Source organism: Paenibacillus sp. MMS20-IR301 (genome assembly GCF_032302195.1).
In the GTDB taxonomy this organism is placed as follows: domain Bacteria; phylum Bacillota; class Bacilli; order Paenibacillales; family Paenibacillaceae; genus Paenibacillus_AQ.
The window spans coordinates 1,328,939-1,345,933 of the sequence record NZ_CP135275.1 but is presented as its reverse complement, the minus strand read 5'-3'; the positions used below and the strand labels follow the sequence as shown (position 1 = coordinate 1,345,933).

18 protein-coding genes are annotated in these 16,995 nt (G+C 51.2%); all 18 read right to left on the bottom strand.

Features of this window, described 5'->3' with window-relative positions:
- Window positions 1–4: 4 nt before the first annotated feature.
- The 18 genes from LOS79_RS05935 to fliM all read right to left on the bottom strand — a co-directional run bounded on the left by LOS79_RS05935 (window position 5) and on the right by fliM (window position 16,993).
- Window positions 5–793 carry a FliA/WhiG family RNA polymerase sigma factor gene (locus tag LOS79_RS05935; RefSeq protein WP_315416997.1) on the bottom strand — a complete coding sequence of 263 codons (789 nt, stop codon included), beginning with the start codon at window positions 791–793 and terminating at the stop codon, window positions 5–7.
- 76 nt (window positions 794–869) lie between these two features.
- Window positions 870–1,283, bottom strand: coding sequence for a hypothetical protein (locus LOS79_RS05930; RefSeq protein ID WP_315416996.1), 414 nt, complete (start codon window positions 1,281–1,283; stop codon window positions 870–872).
- 2 nt (window positions 1,284–1,285) lie between these two features.
- A complete protein-coding gene (locus tag LOS79_RS05925) occupies window positions 1,286–1,783 on the bottom strand; it encodes a chemotaxis protein CheD (RefSeq protein ID WP_315416995.1) in 498 nt (165 codons plus the stop codon).
- Window positions 1,776–2,369: a chemotaxis protein CheC gene (locus LOS79_RS05920; RefSeq protein WP_397386778.1), complete on the bottom strand. Its 594-nt coding sequence runs from the start codon at window positions 2,367–2,369 to the stop codon at window positions 1,776–1,778. The genes LOS79_RS05925 and LOS79_RS05920 overlap by 8 nt, the downstream gene beginning before the upstream one ends.
- Window positions 2,370–2,405: 36 nt before the next feature.
- Entirely contained in the window at window positions 2,406–2,867 is a 462-nt protein-coding gene (locus tag LOS79_RS05915; RefSeq protein WP_315416993.1) for a chemotaxis protein CheW, read from the bottom strand.
- Between the two features lie 27 nt (window positions 2,868–2,894).
- A complete protein-coding gene (locus tag LOS79_RS05910) occupies window positions 2,895–4,979 on the bottom strand; it encodes a chemotaxis protein CheW (RefSeq protein ID WP_315416992.1) in 2,085 nt (694 codons plus the stop codon).
- A gap of 34 nt (window positions 4,980–5,013) precedes the next feature.
- Window positions 5,014–6,405, bottom strand: a complete 1,392-nt coding sequence (gene cheB, locus LOS79_RS05905) for a protein-glutamate methylesterase/protein-glutamine glutaminase (protein WP_315416990.1) — start codon at window positions 6,403–6,405, stop codon at window positions 5,014–5,016.
- Window positions 6,406–6,443: 38 nt separating this feature from the next.
- Entirely contained in the window at window positions 6,444–7,322 is an 879-nt protein-coding gene (locus LOS79_RS05900) for a MinD/ParA family protein (protein ID WP_315416988.1), read from the bottom strand.
- Entirely contained in the window at window positions 7,319–8,749 is a 1,431-nt protein-coding gene (gene flhF / locus LOS79_RS05895) for a flagellar biosynthesis GTPase FlhF (protein ID WP_315416986.1), read from the bottom strand. Before flhF ends, LOS79_RS05900 begins: the two co-directional genes overlap by 4 nt.
- The gene (gene flhA / locus LOS79_RS05890; RefSeq protein WP_397386777.1) at window positions 8,746–10,728 is read right to left on the bottom strand and encodes a flagellar biosynthesis protein FlhA; all 1,983 of its coding nucleotides are present in this window, start codon (window positions 10,726–10,728) and stop codon (window positions 8,746–8,748) included. Before flhA ends, flhF begins: the two co-directional genes overlap by 4 nt.
- A 71-nt stretch (window positions 10,729–10,799) precedes the next feature.
- The gene (gene flhB / locus LOS79_RS05885) at window positions 10,800–11,894 is read right to left on the bottom strand and encodes a flagellar biosynthesis protein FlhB (protein WP_315416984.1); all 1,095 of its coding nucleotides are present in this window, start codon (window positions 11,892–11,894) and stop codon (window positions 10,800–10,802) included.
- A 22-nt stretch (window positions 11,895–11,916) separates the two neighbouring features.
- The gene (gene fliR, locus LOS79_RS05880; RefSeq protein WP_397386776.1) at window positions 11,917–12,702 is read right to left on the bottom strand and encodes a flagellar biosynthetic protein FliR; all 786 of its coding nucleotides are present in this window, start codon (window positions 12,700–12,702) and stop codon (window positions 11,917–11,919) included.
- Between the two features lie 10 nt (window positions 12,703–12,712).
- Window positions 12,713–12,982 (bottom strand): flagellar biosynthesis protein FliQ, encoded by a 270-nt coding sequence (gene fliQ, locus LOS79_RS05875; protein WP_315416983.1) that lies wholly within the window; start codon window positions 12,980–12,982, stop codon window positions 12,713–12,715.
- Window positions 12,983–13,004: 22 nt separating this feature from the next.
- Window positions 13,005–13,769, bottom strand: coding sequence for a flagellar type III secretion system pore protein FliP (gene fliP, locus LOS79_RS05870; protein WP_315416982.1), 765 nt, complete (start codon window positions 13,767–13,769; stop codon window positions 13,005–13,007).
- On the bottom strand, window positions 13,766–14,296 hold the full coding sequence (locus LOS79_RS05865; RefSeq protein ID WP_315416981.1) for a flagellar biosynthetic protein FliO: 531 nt from the start codon (window positions 14,294–14,296) through the stop codon (window positions 13,766–13,768). The genes fliP and LOS79_RS05865 overlap by 4 nt, the downstream gene beginning before the upstream one ends.
- Window positions 14,297–14,305: 9 nt before the next feature.
- Entirely contained in the window at window positions 14,306–14,671 is a 366-nt protein-coding gene (locus LOS79_RS05860) for a response regulator (RefSeq protein ID WP_019910416.1), read from the bottom strand.
- A gap of 26 nt (window positions 14,672–14,697) precedes the next feature.
- A complete protein-coding gene (gene fliY / locus LOS79_RS05855; protein ID WP_315416976.1) occupies window positions 14,698–16,005 on the bottom strand; it encodes a flagellar motor switch phosphatase FliY in 1,308 nt (435 codons plus the stop codon).
- Window positions 15,995–16,993, bottom strand: a complete 999-nt coding sequence (gene fliM, locus LOS79_RS05850) for a flagellar motor switch protein FliM (RefSeq protein ID WP_315416975.1) — start codon at window positions 16,991–16,993, stop codon at window positions 15,995–15,997. Before fliM ends, fliY begins: the two co-directional genes overlap by 11 nt.
- Window positions 16,994–16,995 lie beyond the last annotated feature (2 nt).

Genomic DNA, 16,995 nt, shown 5'->3' with positions numbered 1-16,995 from the left:
CCGGTTAATCATTTTGCATAAGAAGGTCCCGGTTTTTCTCCAGTGTTCCCCTCAGCCGCAAAATTGCCTTTGAATGAAGCTGGGAAATCCGTGAAGGAGATAGTGACATTACTTCAGCAATCTCGCTTAACGATAAATCCTCATAATATAAAAGGGACACGACGGTCCGTTCTTTCACTGTTAATTTCTCGATGCCTTTGGTAAGCGTATCGCGCAAATAAAATTCATTTACCTTCCGGTCCGGATTTTTGGCTTTATCATCCACCAAAATCGACATCCGGGTCTCTGATTCTTCCTCACGGATGGGGTCTTCCAGTGAGCAGAGCGACATCACCGCAACATCCTGCAGCATCGTCTGAAACTCCGGTTCGGAGATATTCAAATACCGGCTCATCTCTTCGTCACTGACAGATCTCAAATATTTCTGTTCCAGCTGCTGGTAGGCATCCTCGATTTTTTTTGCTTTTTCCCGCACCGATCTGGGGACCCAGTCACTTTGCCGTAAAGAATCGAGAATCGCTCCTCTTACCCGCCAGGAAGCATAGGTCTGAAATTGCAGTCCCCGCTTATAGTCGAATTTCTCAATGGCATCAATCAATCCCATCACACCATTGCTGGCCAAGTCATCCTTGGAGACATTTTTGGGCAGTCCTACTGCCAGACGGCTGGATACGTAATCTACAATATGAAGATAACTTTCAATCAGCTTTTTTTTGGCTTCAGGATCGCCGTGCTCTTTCCACTGTTCCCAAAGCCTGTCTGTATCTGGTTGAGAAGCTCTTTGCTCGTTCAACGGCTTTCACCCTTCCCAAAGTTAGTTAGCGGGTCACATGCGGCGCAAGATAACGGACTTTCGCCGCAGTACTCGCTTATTCTTCTTTCAGGTGACGAACGGCCTTGGCCAATTCTTCAGGATCTTTCATGGTGACCAGCTTCGGAGGCTGCAGCGGTGTGAAGCCTTCATTTTCATCGCTTCCCGCTTCCCGTTTCGGTGTCAGCAGGCTCTTCAGCTCCTGATCCTCATCCGGTGTCTGGATATCGAGCCTCGCGCCAAGCCGTTCCCCGTCATCCTCGTTATCCGCTTCAATATCCGGCTCAGGGGATTTACCTGCAATAGAACCCAATACCCATCTCAGAATAAAAGCAAGCACAAACCAGATAATAAATCCGAAGATCCCCCGAATCAGGCTCGTTCCAATTAAATTATGCCCGTAATTAGTTAAAAACGTAAATAGAAATCCAATCATCCCGAACAATGTATTTAGCATTAGTTTCCGGCTCATGGCTATATTTCCTTCGGGCCTTTTTGAACGCTGCGGATAAAGAGAACTCCCGTGCTGCAGGAGATTTCTATCGTACGCCCATAGTTGCCGCCCGTATCTTCCGCAATTAACGGAATATTCAGTGATTCCAGAGCTAGCTTGCAGGATTCCACATTACGAGGCCCGATCCTCATGGTGTCACTTCCCCCGGCAAAAGCAAACATCTGTGAGCCGCCGGCCATCTTGGCTACGATCCGGCTCCGGACCGCCCCCAGCGCCAGCAGGCGGGATAAAAGCTCAGGTACAGCGGTGTCGGAAAATTTGGCAATATTCATCTGTCCTTCCCGGGCTATGTCAGACGAGGGCAGCATTACATGCGCCATGCCTGCCAGCTTTTTGCCGGGATCAAACATTGTAATACCAACGCAGGAGCCAAGACCCGTCGTACGGATCAGACTGTCCTGGCTGCCTACATTAAGATCCGCCATACCTACTTTAATGATGCTCTGTTCTTCAATCATTATCAAACGGTACTCCCAGTGCCTTGAATATTTTTGGGAAAGATTCCGGATCGGGAATTAGGAAAAATTGCCCTTCAATTTCATTTTGCCCTTCCAGGAAGGTTGTATCAATCAGCAGGGCATCATCACCCATTTGGCCGAACTGCAGCAGCCCGTAGCCAAGAATGGCTCCTGCCATATCCATGGCAAGCGCAGGTACAGTCGGAAACATGGACAGCGAGGTGAAATCAGCCAGTGAAGAGAGATACGATCCGGCAAGAATATTGCCGATCTCACTGAGTGCGGAAAGCTCCATTTCACTGAGCTCGTCACCGCCGGACACCTCAATTCCTGCAATCCGGCCGAGCAGATTCGTAGCTGCTTCCGGAGTGAGAATGAAGAACAGGTTACCCGGAGCTTCACCCTCAACACGCAGGAATACGGCATAGACCAGCTCTTCGGCACCGCCAACCTTATCTGTAATCTCCTCAAAGCTGAGCAGCTGCACCTTCGGAACAGCCATATCAATCGGTTTATTCAGCAGCTGTGACAACGCGGTGGCGGCGTTGCCGGCTCCAATATTCCCGACTTCCTTCAGCACATCCATTTTGAAATCCTTGAAGTTTTTGAATAGCTCCACTGGTTAGCCCTCCAGGCCTTCCAGCTGCACGATTTCACCCTTATTAAGCACCTCAGCCAGATTAAGCATAATCAGCAGTCGGTCATCTCCAATTTTGGCCACCCCGTCAAGGTACTTCGCTTTGATTCCGCCCACAACATCCGGCGGTGTATCGATGATATCACGGTTCAAATCAATGACATCATTCGCAGAATCAACAATGAAGCCGACTTCCATCGCGTTCACATTCACAATGATTACCCGGGTCTGATCTGTATGCTCCGCTTCCTCAATGCCGAAGCGGCCGCGCAGATCAATAACCGGAATGACCACACCACGCAGATTGATTACACCTTTGATGAACGAATAAGTCTTAGGTACACGGGTAATCGGCATCATGCGCTCGATGGTCTGGACCTTCTCCACCTCAATGCCGTATTCTTCAGTACCAAGCTTAAATACTATCACTTTGATATCTTCAGCCATGGAATGAACCTCCCTGTTCTATCCTGATTATTTTATGAAAGCGTTCGGATCAATAATAAGTGCGACTTGTCCGTCACCGAGAATGGTGGCCCCTGAAATCCCTTGCACCTCCGGCAGATACTTGCCCAGATTCTTGATAACAATCTCATTTTGGCCGATAAAATCCTGTACCGCCAGGGCAACCAGACGTTCTCCCTTGCGGACAACTACAATCTCTGTCTCCTCTTCCGTGCTTTCATCATAATCCGGAATGGAGAAGATCTTGCTGAGGGATACCAGCGGAATATGGCTGCCCCGGAATTCCAGCATTTTGTTGCCGTGAATGGTGCGGATCTGGGATTGCTTCACAATCCCGGTCTCTACGATCGAAGACAGCGGAATCGCATACTTCTCAGAACCCAGGCGGACCAGCATCGCAGCGATGATGGACAGAGTCAGCGGCAGCTGAACGGAGAAGTTTGTGCCTTTACCCGGAGTCGAGTAAATAGTGACATTCCCGCCCAGTGAAGAAATCTTAGCCTTTACCACGTCGAGACCCACACCGCGGCCCGAGACATCCGAGATCACTTCCGCTGTGCTGAAGCCTGGAGCAAAGAGGAGCTGATAAGCCTCATCGTCGGACATGGAGTTTGCCTGCTCCTGGGTGATAGCGCCTTTCTTCACGGCTGACTTGAGCACCTTCTTCGGATAGATCCCCACGCCGTCCTCTTCAATCTCAATGAAGACATGGTTACCGCTGTGGAACGCCCGCAGATGGACTGTTCCTGTCTCCGGTTTGCCGGCAGCCACGCGGTCAGCAATAGACTCAATTCCGTGGTCGACCGCATTGCGCAGCAGATGCACCAGCGGATCACCGATCTCATCAATAACGGTACGGTCAAGCTCGGTATCCGCACCGGTGATGATAAGGTCAACCTTCTTGTCCAGCGATTTAGCCAGGTCGCGGATCATCCGCGGGAACCGGTTAAACACAGTGTCTACCGGCACCATCCGCAGCTTCATGACGATGTTCTGCAGATCACCGCTGACCCGGCCCATATGCTCAACCGTTTCGGTAAGATCCCCGTTCTGCACTTCGGAAGCAAGCTGCTCCAGGCGGACCCGGTCAATCAGCAGCTCACTGAACAGATTCATCAGTACATCCAGCCGTTCAATATCGACACGGATAGTCCGTGAAGGAGTCGGAGCTCCGCCCGTTCTAGCCGGAGCTGCTTTGCCATTCTCCTCTTTCTGGACCGGTGCGGCCGGCGAAGCATTCGAGGCTTGCGGAGCTGCTTCCTGCGCAGGTGCAGGGGCTGGCGCCTCAGCTGTTGCCGCAATGCTCTCCTGTCCCATCTGGCGCAGGGATTCCTGATCCAGGGCAACGGCTGTTACCTGGTCAATCTCCGACAAATTCAGAATCATCTTCTGAATTTCGCTTGCATCCTTTTGGGTTATGTAATAGAGGGAGAAGCCGTAATCGAATTTCTCCTGCTCTATGTCCTGAACCGAAGGGAAGGACTTGACGACTTCTCCTGAACGCTCCAGCAGATCAAAGACCATGTATGCCCGCACTGCCTTGAGCTGACAATCCTTGCGGATGGCGACATCCACATATAGTACCTGATGCCCCTCCTGCAGTGACTGCTCCAGCACCGAGTACTGGAATTCATCCAGGTATACCTGTGCATCTGTGGTGTTCCCGGGTTTAGCCGCTGTAACTTCAGCAGCCGCCCCTCCGGCAGCCGGAATTTCACCGCGGACAATCGCCTGAAGTGCAGCTACAATTGCAAAGACATCAGCTTTGCCGTCGCCGCCGCCGGTGATATTCTCGACCATGGACTCCAGAGCGTCAAGGCTCTTGAACAGGGTGTCAAAGATGAAATCCTGCATCCGCAGCTTATTGTTGCGCACCAGATCCAGCACATTTTCCATCTGGTGTGTCAGAGAAGCCAAATCCTCAAAACCCATTGTTGCCGCCATACCTTTCAGGGTATGGGCGGAGCGGAAAATTACCTGGACAATACTGAGATCTTCAGGATTTGCTTCCAGGCCCATCATGCTTTCGTTCAATGACTGCAGATGATCATTTGACTCATCAATAAACATGGATAAATATTGGTTCATGTCCATGAGCGGGTACCTTCCCTTCGAGTTCGCTTTTCCTTTATTTAACCGCTTGGACCAGCCTTGGCGCTATTTCCGGCAAAGGCAGGACATGTTTCACACATTGTAATTCCACCGCAGAACGCGGCATTCCATAAACAACACAAGTCTCTTCACTTTCAGCAAAGGTTGATGTTACGCCCGAGTCGTACAGTGCCTTCATCATCCGGGCGCCGTCACTGCCCATCCCGGTCATTATAACCGCATGGCGTTCAAGTGATGTTAATTGCAGCACCGATTCGAACAGGGTATCCACAGAAGGGCGGTGCCCGTTGCGGGCCTCCTCCTTGGTAAGCTCAATGATGTACTGGCCTCCTGCTGCCTGAGCCACCTTCAGATGATATCCGCCAGGAGCAATATACGCAGCCCCCTGCCGCAGCACCATGCCATGCTCTGCTTCAGCCACTTCCAGAGCGCTGAAGGTGTTCAGGCGCTGGGCCAGCGACTTGGTAAAGTTAGGCGGCATATGCTGGACAATAACAATCGGTGCCGGGAAATCACCGGGAATATTCTCCAGGAAAGCTTTGAGGGCTCTGGGCCCGCCGGTAGAGCATCCAACCGCTACCAGCTTGCGCAGCCCGCGGTTTCCGCTTAACGGGCTTACCGGAGCTGCAGGCGGCTCTGAACCCGCAGCGGCAACAGGAGCAGGCCGGCTCTCAGACAAAGCTGCTGCAGAATCCTCCTTGCTGCGGCTGCGGAAGCGCTCGGAAGCAGGCTTTGATACCGCAGATGCCGGCTTAACCGTACGCCCCGGAGCAATGACCTCTCCGGCCTGTGCAGCCGCCTTCTTGCTTTGCTCCTGCACAGGCGGCAATCCGCCTGCCGGCTTCTGCATCCCCTTAACCGGCTTGTTTGGCGGTTCCGGTTCCTTCCCCGCCTGCTCCAGCTTCCGCTTCACAGGCTGGGCAATACTTCGCGGTGCAGGCGGAGGAGACGGCAGGGCTGGCGGTTCAGCAGCCTTAACGGCTGTAGCGCGCGCTTCACGCTGCTCGCGTGCCAGCATGGCCTCCTTCATCTGTTCCCGGAGGGATTCCCCGACAGCGATGATATCCTGCGAGTTTGAAATGGATGGCTTTCGGATGAAATCGAAAGCCCCCCATTCCAAAGCCAGAATCGTTTCCTTCATCCCTTCCTCATTAATCCCTGACAGCATTATGACTGGAAGCGGATGCTGGGCCATTATTACTTTCAGCGCTTCCAGACCGTTCATTTCCGGCATTTCCACATCCATTGTAACCAGATCCGGACGAAGCTGATTCACCTTCTCAATAGCCTCACGGCCGTTAGACGCCGTTGCCGTCACCTGAAAGTCCTTATCATTTTCAATTAAGTCGGAAATGATCTTCCGCATGAATGCAGAATCATCAACGACCAGAACTTTATATGGCCTCATAGCAGTTCCACCTCTGTCCCTCAAATTCAGAACATTTATTATTTTCGTTTCAACCACTTGCTGATAAATCCCTTGATGCCTTGTACTTTTGTGGTTTCTACTGAATCAGCAGCCAGATAGCTAAGCGCAAGCCGGTTCACATCTTTGGCAGCCGTACTGTTCGGAAAAGCCACTGAGAATGGAATTTGTTTCTTTACTGCCTGTACTACATGGGCATCACTGCTGATATAACCCAGAAACGGAAGTTCCAGCTGCAGAAAGCGGCTGGCGGCCATCCGGATCTTGTCACTGGTAGCCCTGGCTTCTCGCTCATCCCCTGCCTGATTGACAATCAGCTTGAACGATACCTCCGGATGCGAATTATGAACTACCTTCATCAGCGCGTAGGCATCAGTAATGGCCGTAGGCTCCGGAGTAGTCACAACCAGACAGTCATCAGCAGAGGTAATGAACTTCATAGTCTCCTTAGACAGCCCTGCCCCCGTATCAAACAGAATGAAATCCATCGTATCCGCGATTTGTGCTATCTGGTTGGTGAAATAGTCCAGATCGCCCTCCGAGAGCGAGAACAGCTCGTCCATGCCAGAGCCGCCTGCGATAAAAGGCAGGGAATCCGGTCCCAGCTGAATAATCTGTCCGATATCCGCCTCCCGTTTAAGCAGATGATACAGATTATATCTGGCGGTTACACCCATGAGCACATCGATGTTCGCCATACCGATATCCGCATCGAACAGCAGGACGCGCTGTCCCATAGACTTCAGGGCAAGCGCAAAGTTAAGGGTGAAATTCGATTTGCCGACGCCGCCTTTCCCGCTGCAAACGGTAATAATCCGGGCGGAAACTCCGCTGCTTTGGACTGGCCTCGTATCCTTGCTGGACACCAGCCTCCTTAGGGATTGCGCCTGATCCATCACTCATCACCTGTTCCCAGCAGCAATCCGCTAACCTGTTCCTTAGTTGAAAGCAGCAGATCATCCGGTACATTCTGGCCGTTAGTCATATAAGAGAGCTTTAGCGGATAATCATTAAGAACATTGAAGAGCGGACCGTAGCTCCCCGTTTCATCCAGCTTGGTGAAAATAACCTTGTCGAGCTGATAACGCCCGAAATGCTCGACAATTTTCTTCATATCACGGCTTTTGGATGTCAGGCTGAGCACGAGGAAGGTTTCACTTTTCAGCTCCTTGGCCAGCAGGCTCTGCAGCTCTGCTACCAGCAATTCATTGCGGTAGTTCCGCCCGGCCGTGTCCATCAGAACCAGATCACAGCCTTCCAGCCGGAACATCGCCCGCTGCAGATCACCGGGCGACTGGACCACCTCAAGCGGCATATTCAGTATTGAAGCATAGGTGCGAAGCTGTTCCACTGCCGAGATCCGGTAGGTATCCGAGGTAATGAGCCCCACCTTGCGGCCCTGCCTGAACATCTGCTCCGCTGCCAGCTTGGCAATCGTTGTCGTCTTGCCTACACCGGTAGGTCCGGCAATGTATACGATCTTCGTATCCGGTGCAATACCGCCGGCAATCCGGCCGCTCAGAAATTCATCAAGCTGCTCCTTGAGCGCTTCCCCGAACCGGGATTCGTTCCATCCGCTTCCATCTTCCCGGTACCGTTCCAGAATATTGCCGATCCATTCATCCACCAGCACAGCATCCGTCTCCTGCTCTATCAGGCGGTGCTTAAGCTCTTCCAGTGAATCCGGCAATTCTGCCACACCGGATGAATACCGCGCAATCCGCTCCATCCAGAGCTTCATATCCCTGATTTCACGGAGCACATCACTCTCCAGCCCTCCGGCTTCACTGCCTGCAGACGATTCAGCTTCAGGCAGCTCATGGATTGCTGACACCTGCGTCCTGCTGATCTCCGGTTTCATTAACGGTGGCAGCTCCACTGCCGGTGAAGCGTAAGCCTGCTCAGCCGGTTCAGTCTTGACGAGCGGAGGCATTACGGCTACACCGCCTCCCTGCTCCAGCGGATCAGCAAGCGAGGCGGCAATCTCTGCGAATGTCCGGCCTGCGGAAGGCTCGTGTACCGGTGTCTGCGGGACAGCTGCCGCTGCGGATACAGCGCCAGCTGCCGAAGCCGCCTTCTGATAAGCCTGCGGAACGGCGCTGCGCGGAATATTCATCGGCAGTGCAGGTGCCGGCTCCGTTTTTGACGGCTTCTGCCCGTTCTCGACGGCAGCGACGACTTCGATTTTCTTTTTCGTAAACATGCCCATGAAGCCGCCGACCTTAATCTCTTTAGTACTCAGAATAACAGCATCGCTACCAAGCTCGCTGCGGATGGAATGCATAGCGTCAGGCATGGTATCCACCACATAACGCTTCACTCTCATAAGTTCACCACCCCAACGCTTTGAATTTCAATATTCGGCTCAAGCTCACTGTAGGACAATACCGGAATATCCTGCATCGTCCGTTCAATCACCTGCCGCAGATACATCCGGATAGTCGGAGAAGTCAGCACGATCGGCTGCTGGCCGGACTGCAGAAGCCGGTTAATCTGCTCGGTAAGCCGCTGATAGACCGTTTGCGTGGATACGGGGTCTAATGCCAGATAGCTGCCCTGCTCTGTCTGCTGGACACTTTCAGATATTTTCTTCTCCAGGGTTGGCCCTACTGTAATGACACGCAGCGTTTCCCCCGATTGTGAGAACTGCTGGGTAATCTGTCTCGACAGGGACTGCCGGACATATTCGGTCAGAATATCCGGATCCTTCGTATAAGTGCCGTAATCTGCAAGAGTCTCGAAGATGGTTACCAGATCCCGGATGGAGATTTTCTCACGCAGCAGCTTTCCAAGCACCTTCTGAATATCCCCGACGGCAAGAATCGACGGAATAAGCTCGTCCACCAGTACAGGATAATTCTCCCGGAGATTGTCGACCAGCTGTTTCGTTTCCTGACGCCCGAGCAGCTCATGGCCATGACGCTTGATCAATTCGGTCAGATGTGTAGCTACAACAGACGGCGGATCCACTACTGTGTAACCCGATAATTCGGCACGTTCTTTCACAGACTCATCAATCCAGAGTGCAGGAAGTCCGAAGGATGGTTCGATAGTCTCAATTCCGCTAATCGACTCGTCATCGTAACCGGGACTCATAGCCAGATAGTGATTAAGTAATAATTCACCGCCGCCGACGTTATTTCCTTTAATTTTGATGACATATTCGTTCGGTTTTAGTTGAATATTGTCACGAATGCGAATCACCGGCACAACAAGACCCATTTCAAGTGCACATTGCCGTCGAATCATGATGATTCGGTCGAGCAGATCGCCGCCTTGTCCGGTATCCGCAAGCGGGATCAGACCGTAGCCGAATTCGAATTCGATCGGATCAACCGTCAGCAGATTGATTACACTTTCCGGACTGCGTACCTCTTCAATCTGCTTCTCTTCTACCAGCTGCTCTTCGGCAATCTGCTGTTTACTGGCCTTCTGTCCCATACTGTAGGCAGCGTAAGCCATCAGTGCAGCAAGCGGTAGAGTCGACATTACCGTGATTGGAGTAAAGAAGCCGAGGAAGGCAATCGTTACAGCTACAATGTAAAGCAGCTTCGGATAAGACAGCAGCTGGCCCGTCAAATCCTCGGCCAGATTGCCATCCGAGGCTGCCCGGGTTACGATCAGGCCCGATGCAGTCGAGATAAGCAGTGCCGGAATCTGGCTGACCAGACCGTCCCCGATCGTCAGGACGGAATAAGTGGAAAGGGCATCCTGAAACGATAAGCCGTGAACCGTCATACCGATAATGAAACCGCCGATCAGATTGATCAGCAGGATGATAATACTGGCAATTGCATCCCCTTTGACGAACTTACTCGCACCGTCCATAGCTCCGAAGAAATCCGCTTCGCGCTCCACGTTGCGGCGGCGTTCACGGGCCTGGGTCTCATTGATCATCCCCGCATTCAAATCCGCATCAATACTCATCTGCTTGCCGGGCATTGCATCCAGCGTAAAGCGTGCGCCAACCTCGGCAACGCGCTCAGAGCCTTTGGTGATAACAATGAACTGTACGACAACGAGGATCAGGAAGACGATGAACCCGATGGCGATTTGTCCCCGGGCAATCCAGCTCCCGAAGGTGGCCACAACCTCACCGGCATGCCCTTCAGCAAGAATCAGCTTGGTGGTAGAGATATTCAGGGCCAGCCGGAACAGTGTCGTAATCAGGAGCAATGAAGGGAAAATCGAGAACTGCAGCGCATCTCTCGTATTCATCGCAACCAGGATGATGATCAGTGCTATCGAAATGTTGACAATTAACAGAACATCCAGCAGCCAGACCGGGATGGGCAGAATCATCATAAGCACAATTCCGATAACGCCCAGCAGAACGGTTAGATCTCTAGCTTTCAATGTGCTTAACCTCCCCCGGCTTATCTCCTCTTACCTTTTAGCTTGTATACATAGGCCAGCACTTCGGCAACTGCCTGGAACAGATCGGGAGGAACGACATCACCGATTTCCGCTCTCTGGAATAATGCCCGTGCCAGCGGCTTATTCTCCATAGTTACAACACCATGCTCCTTGGCCAGTTCCCGGATGCGGAGCGCCACATAATCCTGGCCTTTGGCAATAATCTGCGGAGCCTCCATTTTGGAACCGTCATACTTCAGGGCCACTGCAAAGTGGGTCGGGTTCGTGATGATCACATCGGCCTTTGGAACCTCCTGCATCATCCGCTGCATCGCCATTCTGCGCTGCCGTTCCCTGATCTTGCCTTTGATGATGGGGTCACCCTCCATCTTTTTGTACTCATCTTTAATGTCCTGCTTCGACATCTTCAAGCTTTTCTCGTGTTCATATTTCTGATAAATATAGTCCAGAACGGCCATTATAAAAAGAGCCGCTGCAATTTTGATGCCAAGGCTCATGGTCAGCTTCGCAGCGAAGCCGTAGACACCTTCCGCACTCACATGGGAAAGGGATGCAAAGCTGTCTTTCTCCCCCCAGAGCGTGCTGTAAACCAGATAGGCAATCAGGAGCAGCTTGAATACTGACTTCAGGAATTCGACAAACGAACGCATGGAGAAAATATTTTTGAATCCTTTGATCGGATTAATCTTGCTGAACTTGGGCGTAATTCCCTCACCGGTAGCCATGAAGCCTACCTGGGCGAAATTCACCACCAGCGCCAGCACGAACGTTATCCCCAGCAGCGGAGCCAGCAGAATCAGAATCTGCAGCCCGTACTGGTTAAATAATTCCGATACATTCTCAGGTGTCACTTCCAGCATCATCCGGTTCTGTAATACATCCGTGTACAGCTTCATGAAACGTTCTTTCATGAACCCGCCGAAGACGCTCAGAGATAACAGGGCCGAGAACAGCACCACTGCACCGGATATCTCCGCGCTTTTGGCCACCTGCCCCTTCTTGCGGGCATCCTGCCGTTTCTTCGGGGTAGCTTTCTCCGTCTTGTCTCCCCCGAACAGCTGGAGATTCAGTTTATAACGCTTCGGCTTAGCCATGACTCTCTCTCCTTACCGTTGCCTAAGGACTCTTCCCCACGAGACCAAGCAGGTTCTGCATGGACTCAAACATAATATCGAAGAGACTCTGGAACAGCACTGCCAGCCCCGGCATTAGTACAAGCAGCAGAGCCAGGCCGATAATAATTTTGAGCGGGACACCGATGACGAACACATTATATTGCGGAGCCGTTCTTGCCAGGAAGGCCAGGCCGACATCCGTCAGGAATAAGGCTGTAACCAGCGGCGCCGACATTTGAAAGGCCAGCATAAACGACTGGGCGAAGGTGCGGATCAGAAACTCCGACAGGCTTCCGTCAATCATTTTGAGGAACAGGTCATTGTCCAGCGGTACCCACTTATAACTGTAGACGATTGCATCCAGCAAATGATGATGTCCGTTCATGCTCAGAAACAGCAGCAGCGCTATCATATATTTAAAGTTGCCGATTATCGGTGCAGATGCGCCGGTCATGGGGTCGATAACATTCGCAATCCCAAACCCGATCTGGATATCGATAAAAGAGCCTGCTGTCTGAATCGTCATAAACATCAGGTAAGCAATGAAGCCAAGCAGCAGCCCAATCAAGGCTTCCCTGACGATCAGCAGAACAAAATTAAGATCCTGCGGAACTATGGTATTCATGCCGGCTGAGCTGAAGATTACCATGGAAACAAAAAAAGACAAACCAATTTTGAATGTTGTCGGCACGCTTTGTGAAGAAAAGACAGGAACGACAACAAAAAAGGCTGAAATTCGACAAAAAATCAACAGAAAAACAGGAAAACTTTGCGTTAGGGTATCTATATTCATCATCTCAACCGATATACATATAGAGACTGCCTAAGATTTGGCTGGTAAAGTCCACCAGCTTGGTAATAATCCACGGACCGAACAGCAGTAAAGCCAGCAGCACGGCAACGATTTTGGGAACAAACGCCAAGGTCTGCTCCTGAATCTGGGTTGTAGCCTGAAAGATACTGACGATCAGCCCTACCACCAGACCAAGAATCAGCATGGGGGCGCTTGTTTCGAGCACCAAATATACGGCTTGGCCGGCTAGACCGATAATAAACTCCGCACTCATCCCTTATGCCTCCTCTTTAGCGTCAGGTGTTAAAGCTGAGCAGCAGTGATTTGACAACCAGGTACCAGCCGTCCACCAGTACAAAGAGCATGATCTTGAAGGGCAATGAGATCATTACCGGCGGCAGCATCATCATCCCCATCGCCATCAGCGTGCTCGATACCACGATATCAATGATCAGAAACGGAATGAAAATCATAAAGCCCATCATAAAGGCCTTTTTCATCTCACCAATGGCAAAAGCCGGAACCATCACTGTCAAGGGAATATCATTGTAGCTGGCAGGTTTGACCGAAGCATTGTTGCCGGTATAGTTCATAAACAGCAGCAGGTCCTTGGTATTCGTCTGCTTGAACATAAATTCCTTCAGTGGCTGTTGGGCCTTGTCGAGAGCCTCGCTTTGGGTCAAGTTGCCTTTGATGTACGGCTGCAGAGCCGTTTCATTCACCGTTGCCAGTGTGGGCGACATGATAAACAGGGTCAGGAACAGAGCCAGCCCTACAAGAACCTGGTTCGGAGGCATCTGCTGCGTGCCTAGTGATGTTCTTACAAAGCCCAGCACAATTACAATCCGGGTGAAACTGGTCATAAGCACCAGAAAAGATGGGGCAATACTAAGAACCGTAACAAGCATCAGTATGGAGATAGAACTCGTACCGCTGCTTGAACCATTATTATCACCGACCTGGATACTGATGCCCGGAATCGGATCAGCGTGAACCGGGTGCAGAAGCAGAATACTGAATACACCGAATAACAGCAGCGAAAGAATCAGCTTTTTTTTCATAGATCCCCCGACTCTTTCTTACGGTCATCATCATCGCGCAGCAATTCTTCCAGCATTTCTTTCCGCTCAGGCGCGAGTGCGAGCTTCGACTGCAGTGTCTCATAGAAGGAGGATGTCTCATTCAGCTCAATCTCCTGGGACGGGACATCGCCGCGCAGCCTGGATCTGATCTTGCCGATTAACGGAGTCATGAAATTATCCGCTGCGGAGGCCTGATCCTCAAATGCGGAAATAATAAGCGCAACTTCAGCCGGATCAGTGATCTTGTCCATCATGGAAATGTTCTCACCAACACCAATTAGATAAAGGCTGCTGCCGAGTTCTATAACCTGTACCGACTTATTGGGGCCAAGCCCCATTGCACCAAGTGTACGGATGGAACGGCCGCTCATCAGACTCTGATTGCGGCGTCCCAGAAAACGGATCAGCAGCACGATAAGAACGACTATTACTGCCAGAACAAACACAACTTTGAGCAAACTCAGCAGGGGATTACCGGCTCCGAGCGTTCCGGAAGTGGCTAACATGCCCTCTCCTTACACACCCAGCGTTTTATTGATCGCTTCAATTACCCGGTCTGCCTGGAAAGGCTTCACAATAAAGTCCTTGGCACCGGCTTGAATTGCATCAATGACCATAGCCTGCTGACCCATGGCTGAACACATGATGACTTTGGCATTGGCGTCTACTTTTTTGATTTCTTTCAGGGCGGCGATTCCGTCCATTTCAGGCATGGTGATATCCATCGTGATCAGATCCGGGCGCAGTTCCTTAAATTTCTCTATAGCCTGTGAGCCGTCCTGGGCTTCACCCACTACCTCAAACCCGTTCTTCGACAAAATATCCCGGATCATCATTCTCATAAATGCTGCATCGTCCACGATTAGAATTCGGTTAGCCATTTTTACAAAATCCTCCCTAAGTATGCTTATTGTAATTTTTGTATACGGTCCCACTGGCTGACGATATCCGTAACGCGGACACCGAAGTTTTCGTCAATAACTACGACTTCCCCTTTGGCAATGAGCTTGTTGTTAACCAGAATGTCAACAGGCTCACCCGCCAGCTTGTCCAGCTCGATAATCGAACCTTGCGACATTTCCAGAATATCTTTGATCTGCTTCTGGGTCCTTCCTAATTCTACGGTCACTCTCAGTGGAATGTCCATCAATAAATTTAAATTATTTTCGTCAATATTGCCAAAGGCCCCTGCGCTCAGGTTGGCAAATTGTACCGGTTGTACATTGACGTTACGGTTAGGCGCCGGATTCTGCGGCTGCTGGGGCGGCGGCGCATACGGCATACCTTGCGGAGGCATTCCATATGGCGGCATTCCGGGCATGCCGTAAGCCGGCATTCCGGCAGGCGGATAATAGTAGCCTCCCTCAGGCATTCCCGGATACGGCGGCATTCCCTGCGGCGGATATTGCGGCGGGATTGCCCCGGGATCAGGAGCAGGCGCCTGCTGGACCGGAGGAGCTGCCGGAGCAGGTGCTGCGGCCGGCTGGGCCGGCGGTGCTGTTGCAGTAACCGCAGCTTCCTGGTCAGCCTGGCTCACATCCCCAAGCAGCATGGTGACCATGTCCTTGGCGAACTGTACAGGCAGGAGCTGCATAATGGTGGAGTCGATCAGATCACCAATCTTCAGCCGGAACGAAACCTGGATCAGTGTCTCATCATCCGGGAGGCTTCCTACACCTTCACCGCTGGACATATTGAGAATATCAATACCCGGAGGAGAAATATTGACAAACCGGTTAAAAATCGTCGACATCGAGGTCGCTGAGGAACCCATCATCTGATTCATGGCTTCCTGCACGGCACTGATATGAATCTCATTTAACTCTTCATCCTTAGGCTCGCCTTCGCCGCCAAGCATCAGATCAGCAATGACCTGGGCATCCCTGATCTTGATCACCAGGGAATTAATCCCCTGGAAACCGTCCACATATTGGACATGAACGGCTACATGAGGTTTAGGGAAAGCTTCCTCAAATTCGCCGCGGGTAATGATCGATACCTTTGGGGTGGTAATATCGACTTTTTTGCCAAGCAGTGTAGATAAGGCAGTGGCTGCACTGCCGAAGGTGATATTGCCGATTTCCCCCAAAGCATCTTGCTCAAACGGCGTCAGGTAATCATCCACTGTCTTCGCAGAGGGAGCCATGGTACCTTCCGCAGACTGTCTGAGAAGAGCATCTATCTCTTCCTGGGACAAATAATCTTTACTCGTCAAACTCTTCAACCCCTTCACTGACAATCTCGTCTATTTGCACAGCTACCCGTTCTTTGATCATCCCAGGACTTCCAATGAATTTCAGCTTGTCCCCTACCTTGATCGACAGACCGGAATCCACAGTCTTGTTAAGAGAAATCACGTCGCCGACACTGAGTCCGAGAAATTCAGCAATAGATAACCTCGATTCACCCAGCTCTGCCACAATCGGAAGCTGAGCCCGGTGAACTCTGGCCCGGATCGCTTCAAGCTCAACCTCGTCCCGCACCTTCTTCTCGGAAACGAACCACTGGTGTACAGACAGTCTCGACATAATCGGCTCCAGGACAACGTGAGGAATACAAAGGTTAATCATTCCTGTGGTATCACCGATCTTGGTGCTGAGTGAGATCAGCGCAATCGTTTCATTGGGCGATACAATTTGCATAAACTGCGGATTGGTTTCCAGTGCTTCCATCCGGGGATAAATATCCAGCACCGTCTTCCAGGCTTCCTGCAGACTTTCAAAGCATCTGCTGAAAATCCTCTCCATGATCGTTGTTTCAATTTCTGTCAGGGTGTTAATTTTAGCAGGTGCTGTACCGAATCCGCCTAGTAACCTGTCAAGCATGGCAAAAGCAACATTCGGGTGCACCTCCATAACCATCCGGCCTTCCAGAGGCTCAGCTTCAAAAATGTTCAGAATCGTCATTTTGGGAATGGAGCGGATAAACTCATCATAAGGGAGCTGCTCTACTTGAACGACGTTGATCTGCACGAAGGTGCGCAATTGGGCTGAAAAGTACGTTGTCAGATAGCGGGCAAAGTTATCATGAATCCGGGTAAGACTGCGGATATGATCTTTGGAGAAGCGTACAGCCCGTTTGAAATCGTAAGAGCGGATTTTTTTCTGGGTTTCTTCCTTTTTTAGTTCGTCGGCATCCATTTCACCGGATGAAAGTGCAGCAAGCAGAGCATCAATTTCGTTTTGTGATAGTACATCAACCAATT